Genomic DNA, 15,278 nt, shown 5'->3' on the forward strand with positions numbered 1-15,278 from the left:
CAAGCCGTGCCCGTTGGATTGTTGACTCAATGTTACAAGCCGAGCAAAATGATTTCACTTTGCCACTCCACCCCTTAGCTTCAGCTTTATTTCATGGAAGAAAGCATGAAAACGGTTATATCGATCGCCGTATTTTTCGTAGCGTGCAGCGCCACAGCGGACGTTCAGAAAATCAAATATAACTACGACGATTCGGATGCCGAATATTCCATCGTCTCGTTTGATGAAAGCGGCCCTGCCATTCATGCCACTGTACGAAGAGCGGGGGCCTATTTCACCAGCTATACGAAATTGGAGCTCGACTGCGCCAACCACAATGTCCGTCACACGGGCATGTACAACAGCGTTGAGGCCCTGGAAAACGTTCAGTTTGACGAAATGCAGGGACGAATCGTCGAGGGCACGGTGGCCGATGAAGTAGGGAAAGTGCTCTGCAACGGCTCCACCTTGACCGCCTCGCAGTCCGATGAACTGCCTGCCGAAGAACAACCAGACGACAAGAGCTGATCCCGACATCGCTAGTCTGCGGCGTCGTCTTTCGCCCCCGTGCGAAAACCACTACTAGAGCAAAACGCTCTGACATGGATGTCTTCGTATTTGATGGCGAGGCCTTGCAACCACTCGCCAGCAACTACTGCAAGACCCTTTATTTCTGCACAGACGGAAAAAAGGCAACCTGACCCGATAACCTGAAGCGCCTGCCTACTTTTGGCGGGTGGGGAAGATTCATGCACGCAAAAAAGATATTCGAACTGCTGATGTCGCTGTTGGCCTACGCTGTTGTCTCACTGCTTTGGTTCGCGTATGCCGTTCCAGACATGATCGAGCAAGACTCAGACCTCCTACTGATCATGGCTGCGACCGGGTCGATCATTTGGATGTGTGCCACAGGTTGTATTGTTCTGTACATGATCCAGAAGGTCCGAGCGACCTGATCGAGAGATCGAGCCGCTCGCCGCACGGAAAAACGCGTAACCTCCAGGCCTCACCGCAGCGCGTGTTTTCGCTCAAGCTTGGAACGATAACTGCCCGGTGGAACGCCGAAAAATTCCCGGAAACGCCGCTGGAAGTGCGGGGAGCTGACGAAACCTGTCGCCACGGCGATTTCGGTCACGGATCGATTGGTTTGCTGGATGAGCTGGCGGGCACGCGTCAAGCGCAGCTCCAGGTAGTAGCGGGTGGGGGTCGCACCGAGAAAACTACAGAACCGCCGCTCCAACTGCCGCTTGGAAATCTTCACGCACGCCGCCAGCTCATCGATGGTCAACGGCTCTTCTACGTTTTGCCACATCAGCTCCAACGCCAGCTTGAGGCTTTCCGGCAACGTCGGGTCCGTCTCGACGAAGACCGGCGGCAAATCCGAAGCATCATCGCCTGACTCGTCACAGCGAAGAATTTCCTCGATGGCGCCCACCAGTGCCGCCCCGCCCGTCTGGCGAATCAACTGGAGCATCATGCGCAGCGAGCTATTGGCGCCCGCGCAACTGACTCGCTCCCGGTCAACCACATAGGCCCGGCTGGACACTTTCACGTGGGGAAACACCTCCACCATCATGGCGCGGCTTTCCGGGTGGACAGCGCATTCGAAACCGTCCAGCAGATTGGCATCGGCCACAAAGAAAGCACCGTTCCACAACCCGCCCAGGATCGCCCCGCACGCCGCATTGGCGCGTAGCTTGCGCCGCAGCAAGGGGTGGCCTTGCAACTTCACGCGAAAGCCCCCGGCGACAATCAGCACGTCCTGGTTTTCCGGCATCTGCGCCAGTTCGATGTCCGTCGAGATGACAATGCCCAGGTCGCTCGTCACCTGCCCTCCTGAAACCCCCACCGTCAGCACTTCATAGAGGGGCATGTCGCTCATCAGGTTGGCCGTCACCAGCGCGTCCACCGCACCGGTGAAAGACATCATCGAGAAGTTGTCCATCAATACAAACGCAACGCGGATCGGCGCCTGACTGGCGGGTGCCGATCCGAGTGGCCGATAAGCCATGTTCTTGTTTTTGAGTACGCTCTCGAATGCGCTTGGCATAGGGCCTCGTTAATACATCAAAGACGATGAGGATTGGCTGTACGTAGGTGCCTTGAGCCGCAGGGCGAAGGCGCAGGGCAAACCACGCTATCTTCCAGGCTAATCAAGCCGGCTGCAGTCGCGCCTGCGCCGTCTACCGATCGGTCCGCGCCATGATGGAAAGCCTCAAGTGCCTACGACTTTGGTCGATACACTGACAGTAGGCATGGGCGCTTTTCCCTTCCAGAGACTCGCAACGCCAACCACTGCTGTTTCCGCCGTTCCAACACTTAAAATATTCCGCGGGAGAAGTCATGAATATCAAACAGAAGCTGACATGGGCGTTCGCGGCCATTGCCTGCCTTCCGGTTATCCTGGTGGCGGTGCTTGTCGTGCTGAACCTGCGCGACGCCGCAAAAGCCAACTTCCTGGACAGCAGCGGCCGTGAAATCCGTCAGATCGACAACGGCATGAAGCAGTTCTTCGATGGCATCAGCCAGAACGTCGAACTCTTCGCCAGGGATCCGCGGGTCATCGCCGCCAAGGGCTTGAAAAACTATTCCAGCGCCGACGCCGCACAAGCCCCCTTCCCTGAGATCAATCAACAGCTTCTGGAAATCTTCGAAAGATTCGCCAAGAGCCACCCGACCACCGCCTATCTTTCCGTGGGCATGGATGACGGCGGCTACGCGAGCTGGCCGGACGATCCCAAAATGGCCAAGTACGATCCGCGCGTGCGTCCATGGTACAAGGCCGCCATGGCCGCACCGGGCACGACTGTGCGCACAGACGCCTATTACTGGGCGCCGGATGATGTGTCGCTAATCGGCACCGTACAAACTGTCGCTGACGCCAGCGGTAAATTGGTGGGTGTTGTTTGCCTGGACGTATCGCTCAAGCAACTGACCGAACTGGTCAAGAACATCAAGCTGGGCGAAAGCGGCTACCTGATGCTGGTCGAAGCCAACGGCAACGTCCTGGTGGACGCCGCCGATGCCAAGCACAACTTCAAGCCGCTGGCCGACCTGGGCCCCAACTATGCCGCGCTGGCCAAGAGCAGCGATGGCGTGACCCAGATCGAAATCGACGGCGTGCCCTACATGGCCAACGTGGTCAGCTCCAAAGGGTTGGGCTGGCGCTTCATCGGCCTGATCAAACGCGATGAAGTGATGGCCGAGGCTTCGAGCCTGACTTGGCTGATCGCCGCCATTGCTGCCGTGCTGGCCGTGGTGTTCGCTGTGGTGGGCGCCAGTTTCGCCAGCGTCATCGTGCGGCCGATTCGCGGTGTTGCCAACGGCCTGCAGGAAATCGCCGAAGGTGAAGGTGACCTCACCCGCAAACTTTCCGTGCAAGGCAAGGACGAAACGGCCACCTTGGCCGGCTGGTTCAACCAGTTCCTGGGCATGATCGCACAACTGATGCAGCGCATCGGCAGCGCCTCTTCCGACCTGCAAACTGCCGCAGCCGATACCAGCCACGTGGCCCAGAACATGAACGACGCTGCCGGGCGCCAGCGCCAGGCCGTGGAGCTGGTAAGCACCGCGTTCAACGAAATGGTCGCCACCGCCAACGAAGTGGCCCGCTCTTGCAGCCAGGCCGCCTCCAGTGCGGACGAAGGCTATCGCGACGTGCACGACGGCCAGCATCACATCGGCGAAGCCACCGGCAGTGTGATGAAACTGAGCGACGACCTGCAAAAGTCGACCCAGACCATGCAGGCGCTGGAACAAGACAGCAAGAACATCAACACCATCCTCGACACCATTCGCTCGATCGCCGAGCAGACCAACCTGTTGGCCCTCAACGCCGCCATCGAGGCCGCGCGCGCCGGTGATCAGGGACGCGGCTTTGCCGTAGTCGCCGATGAGGTCCGAGCGCTGGCCCGGCGTACCGCCGATTCCACCGGCGAGATCGACAGCCTGCTGGGCAACCTTGCTCGGCGCACCCAGGAAGTCACCCAGCAGATGCAAAGCAGCCTGCAGGTGTCGCAAACCAGCGTGGAACGCATCCAACAGGCCCGCGACAGCTTCGACAAGATCCGTAACTCGGTGGACTCGATTCGCGACCAGAACACGCAGATCGCCACAGCGGCAGAGGAGCAGCACCAGGTAGCCGAAGACATCAACCGGCACATCGCGCAGATCCATGCCGATGCCCAGTTGGTCGAGGAATTCGCCCACTCGGCGCAGACCGGTTCGGGGCGTCTGACGGATATTTCCGGGCAGCTCAAGGGCTTGGTGGGGCGCTTCAAGTTCTAAACCGGGCTTACTCCACTGAAGATCAAATGTGGGAGCGAGCTTGCTCGGGAATGCGGTGTCACAGCCAATGAATATGCTGGATGTGCCGGCCTCTTCGCGAGCAAGCCCGCTCCCACAGGAATATGCGTTCGATGGAAAACAGGCGGCTTTGGCCAGGAACCAGTAGCCAGATCGCTGGGTATCTGCCAGACCACTACCCTTTCGCTTTGATTGCGTACATGCCACCTGCAATCACCAGACACGCCCCCACCACCGTCCAGGTGTCTGGTAGCTCGCGTTTCTCCCGGTTCATGGCGCTCCCAGTCAACTCTGGCCGTTGCGCTCAAGCATCACCCACCACCGGGACTTAAAGTCGAAGTGCCAGGGGACATTCCCCCGCTCACAATTCCAAGAATAGAGCCACTTCAATGAGCCTGACCAAATCCCTGCCAGCGTGCCTGGCACTCAGCTTCGCGTCATTTGCCGCCCATGCAGCACCAAATCCGAAGACGAAGTGCTGCGCACCTCGGTGTTCTGGGACGTGGGCAGCGTCTATTCCGACAAGTGCTACCTGAGCACCACCCAGGGATGCGACGGGGTCGACCTCGGCCAGATCAATAAATCTCAAAAACAGAGGATAACGGCCGATACCCAGGATAAGACCCCGCGACTGGGGCGCAGGACAGAACGGTAGGTCAGTCATGACAGAGATTTATTTGCTGATAGCGCACGGCACGGACCAGGGCGAAGCTTACGTCCTGGGCTGGTTCGACGACCGGAGCAAAGCCCGGGAAGTGGCCGAGCAGAAAGAATGGGAAGCGTACCGCGCCAGCCTGAAGGAGAAACATCCATGGTCCAGCCACAAACCGCTGGCGCCGGACCAGACGGACTATCGCCGCTACTGGATCAAGACCATTTCAAAATTCGAGCATGTGCCGGTGCCAAGGTCCTTTGCGGTTCATTGATCACCACGCATGAATATTCAACGAAACGCGCGTTATCGGTAGCGGTCTAGACGATTAAGCCCATCCGATGAGAGCGTTTTTATGTTGAAATTCCTTGGCGGTACCGTAGGTATCATTTTCCTGATTGGCCTGATCGTGGTGATTGCGCTGTTCAAGTTCATTTTTTGAGCGTGGCGGCGGCGGTCTTTGGTTTGGCTCTGTAGGAGCTGGCGAAGCCTGCGATCTTTTGATCTTTCGCTTGGGATTCAAGTGTCTGGGGAAAGATCGCAGCCTCGTTGCACTCGTCAGCTCCTACACGGCTGCTACAGGCTCGACGTCGAGCTCGCGGCAAAACTTGTAATCCTTGGCCAACCATCAGACGTTCAAGACGCAATAACATGACTGACATAGAGACGGCTATTGCTGACTGGGAGCCGCTGCAGCTTGAATGGCATCAAGGTTTCGCCTTCGTCGACGGCGTGCTGCTGGGCGACGGGCAAGTACCTGATGTGTACATCATGCTCAACCCCGAAGGTGCACCACCCGGCGAGTTGGCTCAATGTGCCAGCGCTGGGCACTATCCGCCCTCGCCCTTGCTTGCCGATCAGCCGGTTTGGCGACATCGACGCAACCCGTGGATCTTGCGCGACGCGCTGCGCGATTACTACCTGCTTCCAGTCTACCGGGAGCGCCATGGCTACCACGCGCTGCAGGCCCTGCCGTTTCGGTTCGGCATGGGCCTGGAAAGCCTCGGCCACCAGTACTGGCGTGACGCAACCGGCGCCTATTGGTTCGGCGACTACGCGATCAGCCGAATTCCCGAGGCACGACCCGACAGCCTGGCCCTGTTGCCAGCGTCACCAGCCTCGGTGACTTCAGCGTCCGCCCTGTTCAGCGACGGGGTGAATATCTTTTTGCAGGGGCATTTTATCGCCAGCGCCACGGTGCGGGTGCGGTATTGCAACCACCCGTCCTATCGAGTGATCGACGGTCAGGTCTACAAGGGCTTCAAGCCCCTGCACCAGAAGGACGGCACGCCGCTGCCGATCGCAAACCCGTACGACTTCCAGATGCTCGCCCATCGCTGGGGCACCGATGGGCAGTCGATCATCGTGCAAGCGCAGCAAGGTTCGAGCATTTCCTATGAATACTTCTACCGCATCGACAGTGCCGACTTGGCGACCTTCACCGTGCTTAACGAACGCTACGCCAAAGACCGACACCGCGCCTATTACCTGACAGGCAAGAGCATTCGCTACGTTGGCGATTTCCACCTGCTCAAATGCTCGCAGCCAGTGTTTGATGAGTGCGGCCGCGTGGTCAGCGCCAGCGAATACGAGGATGACTATTTTGCCGTGGACGACACGTTCGTCTACGCCGCCGGGACCCGCTTGCGTGATGCCCATGGTCCGAGTTTTCGCCACTTGGGGTTCGACTATTACCGTGATCACCGGCACGTCTACAGGCGCCAGAAACGCCTTGATGTCGACGTAGAAAGCTTCGTAGTGACCCAGCTCTGTCGCAATGACCAGGATTACGCCCCCGTGCTGGTAGGTGACAAGCACGGCCCGCTGGGCTCTGGCGGCATCATTGATGCGGCCATGCAAGAAGCGTGGGCTCCTTACTTCGAAGCCCATCCGCAGTTGGAGGGTTATTGGTGGCACCGTTTGCAGGCATTGCCTGAAGCCGCGCAACCGCACACGGAAACGCAGCCGTTACAGGCCATCGGTCTCGGTTTCGAACTGGGCGACCAGGTGTATTTCCATGGACGCGTGATCAACGGGCTGGACGCGGCGACTTTCAAACTGCTGGACACACACCTGTGCGGCGACGCCCAGGGCTTGTATCTGATCCCGTTTCATAACGCCGAAACCGAGGTACCCGAACGGTTTTCCCAGGAACCCGCGGAGCATTTCCGCTCACTGGGTGCGCCCTACCTGACTGACGGTAAGACCGTGTTCTGTCACCGGATTTTTTACCACCTCCCGGAACCGATTCGTAAGGCGCAAGCGGCCACGTTCGAGTCCTGCGGGCATGGTTGGGCCAAGGATCGGGATGCGGTGTATTACTACGGCGAGGCGAAAAAGCGGCTACATCCCTCGGATACCCGCATTCTCGGCACCTATGCCATCAGCCCTAGCCTGATTCTCTCGGAAGGCAAGCCGCTGGAGGTGGCGTTCGATCCTGAGGAGGTCCGCGTGCCCCATCCCGATTTCCTGCAACTGGGCACGCGCAAGTTGTTCTGCCACCGACGCCCGCTGAGCGCCAAGCGGATCGACCTGGCTACCCTCCAATTCCTGAACGACCGCTACGCCCGAGACCAACATCGAATCTATCACTACGACGGCTATGCAACCCTGACCGAGGTCGACGAAGCGCATTATCGGGAATCCCTCGGCCAGCCGGCGGCGAACGCCTAGAACTGCGTCACGACCGTAACGCCTGCCGTGTCAAACCGATCCATGTTCATGAGCGCATCAATGGATTGTTCGAGGCTGATGGTCTTGCCGACCAGTTTTTCAGGCGCCAGCTTGCCGGACGTGATCATCTCCATCATCGCGCCGTAACGGTGAGCCTGCATGCCATGGCTGCCACAGATCTCCAGCTCGTAGGCAATGACTTTGCCCATCGGAATCGCCGGCGTACTCTGGTCCGCCAGCATCAACCCGACCTGGACATGCCTGCCACGCCGTCTCAGATTATTGATGGAGTTGAAGCAGGTCGTTGGATGACCCAGGGCATCCAGCGAAACGTGAGCGCCACCCTTCGTCATCTCGAGCACCGCCTCGGTCACATCCGGCACCCGGCTTGCGTTGACCGTCGCAACGGCGCCGAGCGACTGGGCAAGCTTGAGCTTATCGTCGCAGATATCGATGGCGATGACGTTCGCCCCGATAGCGTGGGCGATCATCACCGCGGACAACCCCACACCGCCACAACCATGAACCGCCACCCACTGGCCCGCCGTAACCTTGCCTTGATCGACAACCGCGCGAAACGAGGTGACGAAGCGACAACCCAGGCTCGCCGCCGTGGCGAAGTCCATGCTCTCCGGCAGCGCAACCAGGTTCAAATCCGCCTTGTGAATCCCCACATACTCGGCGAAAGACCCCCAATGGGTGAAGCCCGGCTGAAACTGGCTGTGGCACACCTGCTGGTTGCCGCTATTGCATTCCGGGCACGCCCCACAGCCACCGACAAAAGGGACGGTAATGCGATCGCCCACTTTCCATCTTGTGACATCTTTACCGACCTCAGCCACGATCCCTGCCAATTCGTGACCGGGCACATGGGGCAGCTGAATATCAGGATCATGACCTTTCCAGCCATGCCAGTCGCTTCGGCAGACGCCCGTGCCAAGGACCTGAACCACCACACCGTGACGCTCGGGGGTCGGGTCTTCGACGGTCATCAAACGCGGGGGTTGGGAAAAGGCTTCGTAAACTACGGCTTTCATGAGGATCCCTCTACTTTGGAAAAGCGCTATGCCTGAAACCGATAAGCGGCTTGGGCTCAATCTACTATCAGATGGATTGATCACGCAGCACTGATCCGCCCCCTGCCTGACACTCCCATGAAAAACCCAATCTTTTTCAGATTGAGCTGGGCCATTCCGGTATTCGCTAACGGGCCAAAACATCATGGCTCTATGCCACTTATTTCAGCGCCCACGCTTTCAATCGGGCGGTGTATTCACTACATTGAGCATAACCCTGCTCTGTCGACACGGACTGTCATGACTACCCTATCCCCGATCAGCCCTGCCATTCCCATCCAGATCCCGACTCGCTCTGCCGTCGCGGCATCGCCTGCAACAGTGATAGAGAGTGCTGATGTCTTGCCGGCTCGACCATCGGCAACGGTCAGCCTGGGCAACCCCGTGGCCGATGTCGAATCACAGACCTATTCCCGACTCGGGCAACTGCCCGGCCAGGAGATTGTTCGTGTCTGGGAAAAGACCAGTCAGGATGCCGTCACTCGCGTCATGGGGACCAACCCCAGATCGCTGTCGATAGCCAACCGTTTCCACGGCCTGGGCGCAGCCTTGGTGGAGCAGTTCGCCAAGAGTGGTTCGAGCATTTCCCAGTCAGTGCTCCATACCACCACGGACAGGGCTCACAACGCCGCCGAGATAAAATCCGAACAGGCGCTGCTGCACAATAAAGCCGACAACCTGATCACCCTCAGCATCAAGACCGCCAGTGGCAAGACGGTTACCTTCAGCCTGACCAGCCAGGACGATGGACTTGGCGTTCAGGCCACGGTGGACGGGGGCCCGCTGAGCGAGGATGAACTCAAGGCGATTGGTGTGCTTGGCAGCGCCTTCCAGGCCGCTGTCGACGGGTTGACCGCCGAGCCTCCCAAGCTCGACCTGGGCAAGCTGACGCAGTTCGACTCCAGCGTATTGGCATCCATTGATCTGAACGCCAAGCTCAAGGGCGTGGACGGTGAGGACCTGATCCTTGCCTACCGCGCCGACAGTCAGAGGCGCACCACGCAAATGAGTGGTCCGGATGGCGAATTGAACCTGAGCGTGGATCTGAAGAACAGCGCAATCCTGGGCGATGCCAAGCAACAGGCCAACGCACTGAACAGCTACCTCGCCCAGTTTGAGCGAGTGCAGGAGCGTGGCAGCGCCAAGGTTGCCCTGATGGAGATGTTCAAGGACGCCTTCAGCGCCATGAACAGCCACTATCCACAGGGCGTTACCCCGTCACAGTCACTGACCCGTAACGCGACGGACAAAGGCCTGCTGACTGGGCTGGCAGACTTCGAGGCGTCCATCAAACAAACCAACAACGCGTCCAACCCGATGCGCCCGTCAGAAGTCGATAGCTTTGCTTATACCCTGTCGCAGAAAACTGTCGTTGCAGGTTCCATAATGAGCAATCGCAGCGTCGATCAAGTCCAGCAATCGAGTTTATCGGCCAGCTATCACAAGAGCCTGAAGGGCGGGAAAGCACCTGCGATAGGCAAAACGACCGACTCGCAGAACTATCTCTACGTACAAGTGCATGACGAGGCCCGCAGTTCGGCCAGCCTCGCCTACAAGGACGGCCGACTGAGCAAAGCCTCCGTCACGCAAAGCGCCAGCCAGGACACACGGACACAGAAGTACGTCATGGGCAAAATGATTGAAGAGACGGTGGTGCCGAAACAAGCTTCAGCCAGCCGCAGTCACTTGGTATTGCTGGAATACGCCGCCAAGCAAAGCAAGAAGTCCCAGGATGCGCAGGATCAATCCCTATTGAAGGAAGCGCTCGCTACCCTGCACAACTCGGTGCTGCTGCAGGAAAACCCTTCGGCACTGGTGCGTTGAAAGCAAAAGACAGTCGACTCGGCCTTCAAGATAAAAGTGGATAGCGCCTTCTACGCCAAGGCGTATCTGAGGGGGCCAACGCCGTCCTGCCTAGCGGCTTCAACTCGCCTCGGCATGCCTGGGTAAAGCGATGGAAATCAAGGCGGCCAGCAACACGAATGCGCTTGATAGCCAAAGGCATGCGCCCAATCCAAACACCTGGTAAATCCAACCGGAGAGCACGGTGCCGATCAGGCGCCCCATGGCGTTCGACATGTAATAGAACCCCACATCCAACGACACGCCGTCTTCCTTGGCGTAGGACACGATCAGGTAGCTGTGCAGCGACGAGTTCACGGCGAACAACGCCCCAAAAACCATCAATCCACCCAACAGCACGACCTGTTGCGACAGCCCGGTCTTCAGCCCCAGCGCAATGGCCGCGGGCAAACCCGCCAGTAGCAGCGCCCACAAAAACGCCGCTCGACCGTCCGGCACGTGACCTCGTTTCTTTCCAGTGATGTTGGGCGCGAAGGACTGGACGATGCCGTAGCCAATCACCCAGGCAGCCAGGAAGCCACCAACCTTCCAGAAATCCCAGCCGAACACGCTGCTCAGGTACACCGGCAAGGCCACCACGAACCAGACATCGCGGGCGCCGAACAGGAACATCCGCGCCGCCGAAAGGATGTTGATCGCCCGGCTCTTGGACAGGATGTCACGAAACCTGGGCTTGGCTTTGGCCTTGCCCAGGTCCTTCTTCAACAGGATCAAGCTACTGATCCAAATCAGCGTCAGGCCACCTGCCATGGCCAGCAACGCGCCTTTGAAACCGAGCAATGCCAGCAAAGCTCCGCCAAGAAAGAAGCCGACACCCTTGAGCGCGTTCTTTGAGCCAGTGAGGATCGCCACCCATTGGTAGAGTTTGCCCTGTTGCCCATCGGGGACCAGAAGTTTGATGGAGCTTTTGGCGCTCATCTTGTTCAGGTCCTTGGCGATCCCGGACAACGCCTGAGCCCCCATCACCCAAGGGATGGTCAGCCAAGCGACCGGCACTGTCAGCATCAACAGCGCCGCCACCTGGAGGCCCAGCCCGATGTTCATGGTTCGGTTCAGGCCCAGCCGGGCGCCGAGGTAACCACCCACCAGGTTGGTGATCACGCCAAAGAGTTCGTAGAACAAAAACAACGCCGCGATTTGCAGCGGGCTGTAGCCCAACGCGTGAAAGTGCAGCACCACCAACATGCGCAAAGCGCCGTCGGTGAGGGTGAAGGCCCAGTAGTTACCCGTCACGAGCAGGTACTGCCGCACTGACGGCGCAAGGGCTGACAACGCTTTCATGGCCGCTCCTCAGACTGCCAGACCGACCATTCTGGCCAGTTCGACCGTGCGGTTGGCATAGCCCCACTCGTTGTCATACCAGGCGTAAAGTTTGACCTGGGTGCCGTTGATGACCATGGTCGACAGCGCATCGATGATCGATGAACGCGGGTCGGTACGGTAGTCGATGGACACCAGCGGGCGCTCCTCAAAACCGAGGATGTCTTTGAGCTCATTCTCGGCAGCGTCCTTGAGCAACTGATTGACCTCTTCGACGGTGGTGGCCCGTTCGACTTCAAAGACACAATCAGTCAGCGACGCATTGGCCAGCGGCACACGTACGGCGTGACCATTGAGGCGCCCACGCAGCTCCGGGAAGATTTCGGCAATGGCGGTGGCCGAGCCGGTACTGGTTGGAATCAGGCTCATGCCGCTGGCACGCGCACGACGCAGATCCTTGTGTGGCTGATCGAGAATGCTCTGGGTGTTGGTCAGGTCGTGAATGGTGGTGATCGAACCGTGGCGAATGCCCAGCTTTTCATGGATGACTTTCACGACGGGGGCCAGGCAATTAGTGGTGCACGAGGCAGCGGTGACGATACGGTGCTGCGCCGGGTCGAACAGGTGCTGGTTGACGCCCATGACGACGTTCAACGCACCTTTTTCCTTCACCGGAGCGCACACCACCACACGCTTGACCCCCTGGGCCAGGTAAGCCTGCAGCACTGCGACGGTTTTCATCTTGCCGCTGGCTTCAATCACCAGATCGCAGCCCGACCAATCTGTGTCGACGATCGCCTTGTTGGCCGTGACTTTGATCCGCTTATTGTCGATGACGACGCTGTCGCCTTCGGCGCGGGCTTCGTTGTTCCAACGGCCATGCACCGAGTCGAAGTTGATCAGGTGAGCATGAGTGGCCGCGTCACCCGCTGGATCGTTGATCTGCACGAATTCGAACTCAGGCCAACTCCAGGCAGCCCGCAGAGCGAGGCGACCGATACGACCAAAACCATTGATGCCAACTTTGATAGTCATGTTGTTGTGCTCTGTATCTGTTGTGAGTGGGCGTTCGACTGGGTGTCGAACGGGCCGATGTATGCGATATGGGGTCAGATAGAACGCTGATTGACACGTTTCATGAGTTCTTGCGCCGATTCCTTGCGCTCGGAATAACGATCAACCAGATAGTCCTGACGGTCGCGAAGCAGCAGCGTGAACTTCACCAACTCCTCCATCACATCCACGACACGGTCGTAGAACGGCGAAGGTTTCATCCGACCGTTATCGTCGAACTCCATGTAGGCCTTCGGCACGGAAGACTGGTTGGGAATGGTGAACATGCGCATCCAACGTCCCAGTACCCGCAGTTGGTTGACCACGTTGAACGACTGCGAACCGCCGCACACCTGCATGACGGCAAGGGTCTTGCCCTGGGTCGGACGTACCGCGCCCATTGCAAGTGGCACCCAATCAATCTGCGCTTTGAACACTGCGCTCATGTTTCCGTGGCGCTCCGGAGAGCACCAGACCTGTCCCTCGGACCACAACACCAAGTCGCGCAGTTCTTTCACACGCGGATGATCGTCGGGCGCGTCATCGGGCAGTGGCAAACCTGACGGATTGAAAATCCGCGTCTCGGCGCCGAGGTGCTCCAGCAACCGAGCAGCCTCCTCCACCAGCAGACGACTGAAGGAACGCTCACGGGTGGATCCGTACAGCAGCAAAATGCGCGGCTTGTGGATGGAGGTCTCTTCGATACCGAGTTTGTCCGCCGAGGGGAGATCAACCAGCTCAGTATCGAGCTGGGGAATAGGGTCATCAAACATCGTCTTTGTCCTGCGCAATTATTCCGAAGGCGTCGTCGAAGGCGTAATCAGGCGGTCTGGCTTTCGCAGCAAACGGCTGCACGCACAGGGCGATCACCCATTCCATCCAGGCGTTTGGCATCAGGGCTTAACCAGTGCTTGTTGCTTTCCAGCGTCGTGGTCAGCACGTGATGAACCCAATCGGGGAGATTCGGGTGCAGTCGGTAATACACCCATTGGCCTTGCCGACGGTCCGACAACAGGCCGCAAGTACGCAACTGCGCCAGGTGCCTGGAGACCTTTGGCTGACTCTGGTTCAACGCGCAGGTCAGCTCGCAAACACAAAGCTCTCCTTCACGAGTGATGAGCAGCATGGTGCGCACGCGAGTGTCATCAGCCAGGCATTTGAAAACAGTGACGGGTGTCAGATGGTCAGCCATATCGATTCTCAGCGAACAGGACACGCGCTTTGCTGGCCATTGTGAAGCCTCGATTCATATACGGTTTTTCGAATATATGGTTTTGCGAATAATAGATAAACCCCTCCCATCGGAAAACTCGAAAGCTGCCTGCTAAACAGGCACATCGCGAACAAATCGCATCAAGCTGGGCATGATGTAGGCCGCATCCTGGCCGACACCCCTGAGTGTCGCTGAAGCAAAATTCCGTTGTTTCGGCAGACCGACAAAATACAGCCCAGGCAGGTGCTTCGCCTGCCCGTTACGATGAGCCCAATATTCATCGCTTGGGCATTCCAACCCGCTCAAAAATTTCAGGTTCGGGCGAAATCCTGTAGCAAACACCAAACTATCAACCTCAGTGTGCTGCCCATCAGACCAGATCACGCCGGTTGGGGTTATCGCCTCGAACATCGGCTTACGCTCGAAAAGCCTTTGCTTGAGGGCTCGACGATAGATGCCGTCATCAAGCACCGGCGTACTTTGATCACTCAACCAACGGGTCTTTTCCAACCCTGACCACTTCAACCACGTGTGAAAATCCAGGCCGAGTATCTTTTGCGGAAAAAACCGAATGGGCTCCCTGCTTGCCAGCACGACGTTGCTCACATGGGCCAGTTCATAAGCAATTTGAACAGCCGAGTTTGCAGCACCGACCACAACCACTCGCTGCCCACCAAAGCCATCGGCATTTCGATATTCCGCGCTGTGCAAACTGCGCCCAAGAAAGCCCTGAAGCCCTTGAATATCGGGAATGAAAGGCTGATTGAATCCTCCCGTGCAGACGATCAGCGCCTTGGAGCAAAAGTTTTCCCCATCGTCCGTTTGAAGCTGAAACAGCCCGCGCTCTCTGCGTACATGCTGTACGCGGGTGTACTGACGAATTGGCAATTTGAATGCCTTTGCATAGTCTTCCAGATAGCGCACGACCTCATCACGAAGCGGGTAATGACCAGGTTCCGCCGGGAAGCGCATGCCCGGTAATGACGAGTAAGCCGCTGGAGAAAAAAGCTTCAAACTGTCGTAGTAATTGCGCCAATTCCCTCCCGGAGATCGCTCAGCATCCAGAATCAGGAACCTGAGGTTGTGCTGCTGTAAGTGCCAACCGCACGCTAATCCTGCCTGGCCCGCGCCAATCACGATGACATCCAGGACTTCATTCGTTACATTCATATATGCACACTCATGCACACTACAAGGCAAAAAA

At 58.1% G+C, this 15,278-nt stretch carries 13 protein-coding genes and 1 pseudogene; 7 read left to right on the plus strand and 7 right to left on the minus strand.

Translation table 11 applies throughout. The features are described 5' to 3' along the window. Positions 1-105 precede the first annotated feature (105 nt). A complete protein-coding gene (locus tag AD662_RS18495; protein ID WP_053189347.1) occupies positions 106-507 on the plus strand; it encodes a hypothetical protein in 402 nt (133 codons plus the stop codon). Positions 508-985: 478 nt separating this feature from the next. Here AD662_RS18495 and AD662_RS18505 read toward each other — a convergent pair whose 3' ends face one another. Then, positions 986-2,029, minus strand: a complete 1,044-nt coding sequence (locus AD662_RS18505; protein WP_018609153.1) for a GlxA family transcriptional regulator — start codon at positions 2,027-2,029, stop codon at positions 986-988. Positions 2,030-2,322: 293 nt separating this feature from the next. On the opposite strand from AD662_RS18505, the pseudogene AD662_RS30185 reads away from it, so the two are divergent. The 5 genes and pseudogenes from AD662_RS30185 to AD662_RS18525 all read left to right on the plus strand — a co-directional run. Continuing rightward, a pseudogene (locus AD662_RS30185) lies at positions 2,323-3,405 on the plus strand (HAMP domain-containing protein); the annotation flags it as partial. A gap of 93 nt (positions 3,406-3,498) precedes the next feature. After that, on the plus strand, positions 3,499-4,266 hold the full coding sequence (locus tag AD662_RS30190; RefSeq protein ID WP_371914652.1) for a methyl-accepting chemotaxis protein: 768 nt from the start codon (positions 3,499-3,501) through the stop codon (positions 4,264-4,266). 680 nt (positions 4,267-4,946) lie between these two features. Further along, a complete protein-coding gene (locus AD662_RS18520) occupies positions 4,947-5,210 on the plus strand; it encodes a hypothetical protein (protein WP_003203536.1) in 264 nt (87 codons plus the stop codon). 81 nt (positions 5,211-5,291) lie between these two features. Then, on the plus strand, positions 5,292-5,378 hold the full coding sequence (locus AD662_RS30250) for a small membrane protein YohP (protein ID WP_442087941.1): 87 nt from the start codon (positions 5,292-5,294) through the stop codon (positions 5,376-5,378). Positions 5,379-5,587: 209 nt separating this feature from the next. After that, complete coding sequence (locus AD662_RS18525; protein ID WP_053189352.1) at positions 5,588-7,609, plus strand: DKNYY domain-containing protein; 2,022 nt, start codon at positions 5,588-5,590, stop codon at positions 7,607-7,609. On the opposite strand, the gene AD662_RS18530 is transcribed toward AD662_RS18525, so the two are convergent. Continuing rightward, complete coding sequence (locus AD662_RS18530) at positions 7,606-8,646, minus strand: zinc-dependent alcohol dehydrogenase family protein (RefSeq protein WP_053189353.1); 1,041 nt, start codon at positions 8,644-8,646, stop codon at positions 7,606-7,608. The genes AD662_RS18525 and AD662_RS18530 overlap by 4 nt on opposite strands. Before the next feature lie 423 nt (positions 8,647-9,069). Between AD662_RS18530 and AD662_RS18535 the strand changes: the two genes are divergently transcribed. After that, positions 9,070-10,509, plus strand: coding sequence for a hypothetical protein (locus AD662_RS18535; protein ID WP_018609142.1), 1,440 nt, complete (start codon positions 9,070-9,072; stop codon positions 10,507-10,509). Between the two features lie 99 nt (positions 10,510-10,608). On the opposite strand, the gene arsJ is transcribed toward AD662_RS18535, so the two are convergent. From arsJ to AD662_RS18555, 5 genes are all read right to left on the minus strand, one after another. Then, positions 10,609-11,829, minus strand: a complete 1,221-nt coding sequence (arsJ, locus tag AD662_RS18540) for an organoarsenical effux MFS transporter ArsJ (protein ID WP_053189356.1) — start codon at positions 11,827-11,829, stop codon at positions 10,609-10,611. Positions 11,830-11,838: 9 nt separating this feature from the next. Next, positions 11,839-12,843, minus strand: coding sequence for an ArsJ-associated glyceraldehyde-3-phosphate dehydrogenase (locus AD662_RS18545; RefSeq protein ID WP_053189358.1), 1,005 nt, complete (start codon positions 12,841-12,843; stop codon positions 11,839-11,841). 74 nt (positions 12,844-12,917) lie between these two features. Continuing rightward, on the minus strand, positions 12,918-13,634 hold the full coding sequence (gene arsH, locus AD662_RS18550; RefSeq protein ID WP_014337583.1) for an arsenical resistance protein ArsH: 717 nt from the start codon (positions 13,632-13,634) through the stop codon (positions 12,918-12,920). Positions 13,635-13,681: 47 nt separating this feature from the next. Continuing rightward, positions 13,682-14,053, minus strand: coding sequence for a metalloregulator ArsR/SmtB family transcription factor (locus AD662_RS28720; protein WP_024617913.1), 372 nt, complete (start codon positions 14,051-14,053; stop codon positions 13,682-13,684). A 132-nt stretch (positions 14,054-14,185) separates the two neighbouring features. Beyond that, the gene (locus AD662_RS18555) at positions 14,186-15,244 is read right to left on the minus strand and encodes a flavin-containing monooxygenase (protein ID WP_024617914.1); all 1,059 of its coding nucleotides are present in this window, start codon (positions 15,242-15,244) and stop codon (positions 14,186-14,188) included. Positions 15,245-15,278: the final 34 nt, after the last annotated feature.

The sequence above is a fragment of the Pseudomonas kilonensis genome, assembly GCF_001269885.1.
In the GTDB taxonomy this organism is placed as follows: domain Bacteria; phylum Pseudomonadota; class Gammaproteobacteria; order Pseudomonadales; family Pseudomonadaceae; genus Aquipseudomonas; species Aquipseudomonas kilonensis.

Excerpts from the sequence above, each read along its gene's own strand:
- AD662_RS18525 (WP_053189352.1), top strand. The coding sequence starts at position 5,588 with ATGACTGACATAGAGACGGCTATTGCTGACTGGGAGCCGCTGCAGCTT.
- AD662_RS30250 (WP_442087941.1), top strand. The coding sequence starts at position 5,292 with ATGTTGAAATTCCTTGGCGGTACCGTAGGTATCATTTTCCTGATTGGC.
- AD662_RS18530 (WP_053189353.1), bottom strand. The coding sequence starts at position 8,646 with ATGAAAGCCGTAGTTTACGAAGCCTTTTCCCAACCCCCGCGTTTGATG.
- AD662_RS28720 (WP_024617913.1), bottom strand. The coding sequence starts at position 14,053 with ATGGCTGACCATCTGACACCCGTCACTGTTTTCAAATGCCTGGCTGAT.
- AD662_RS18505 (WP_018609153.1), bottom strand. The coding sequence starts at position 2,029 with ATGCCAAGCGCATTCGAGAGCGTACTCAAAAACAAGAACATGGCTTAT.
- AD662_RS18495 (WP_053189347.1), top strand. The coding sequence starts at position 106 with ATGAAAACGGTTATATCGATCGCCGTATTTTTCGTAGCGTGCAGCGCC.
- arsH (WP_014337583.1), bottom strand. The coding sequence starts at position 13,634 with ATGTTTGATGACCCTATTCCCCAGCTCGATACTGAGCTGGTTGATCTC.
- AD662_RS18545 (WP_053189358.1), bottom strand. The coding sequence starts at position 12,843 with ATGACTATCAAAGTTGGCATCAATGGTTTTGGTCGTATCGGTCGCCTC.
- AD662_RS18555 (WP_024617914.1), bottom strand. The coding sequence starts at position 15,244 with ATGAATGTAACGAATGAAGTCCTGGATGTCATCGTGATTGGCGCGGGC.
- arsJ (WP_053189356.1), bottom strand. The coding sequence starts at position 11,829 with ATGAAAGCGTTGTCAGCCCTTGCGCCGTCAGTGCGGCAGTACCTGCTC.
- AD662_RS30190 (WP_371914652.1), top strand. The coding sequence starts at position 3,499 with ATGAACGACGCTGCCGGGCGCCAGCGCCAGGCCGTGGAGCTGGTAAGC.
- AD662_RS18520 (WP_003203536.1), top strand. The coding sequence starts at position 4,947 with ATGACAGAGATTTATTTGCTGATAGCGCACGGCACGGACCAGGGCGAA.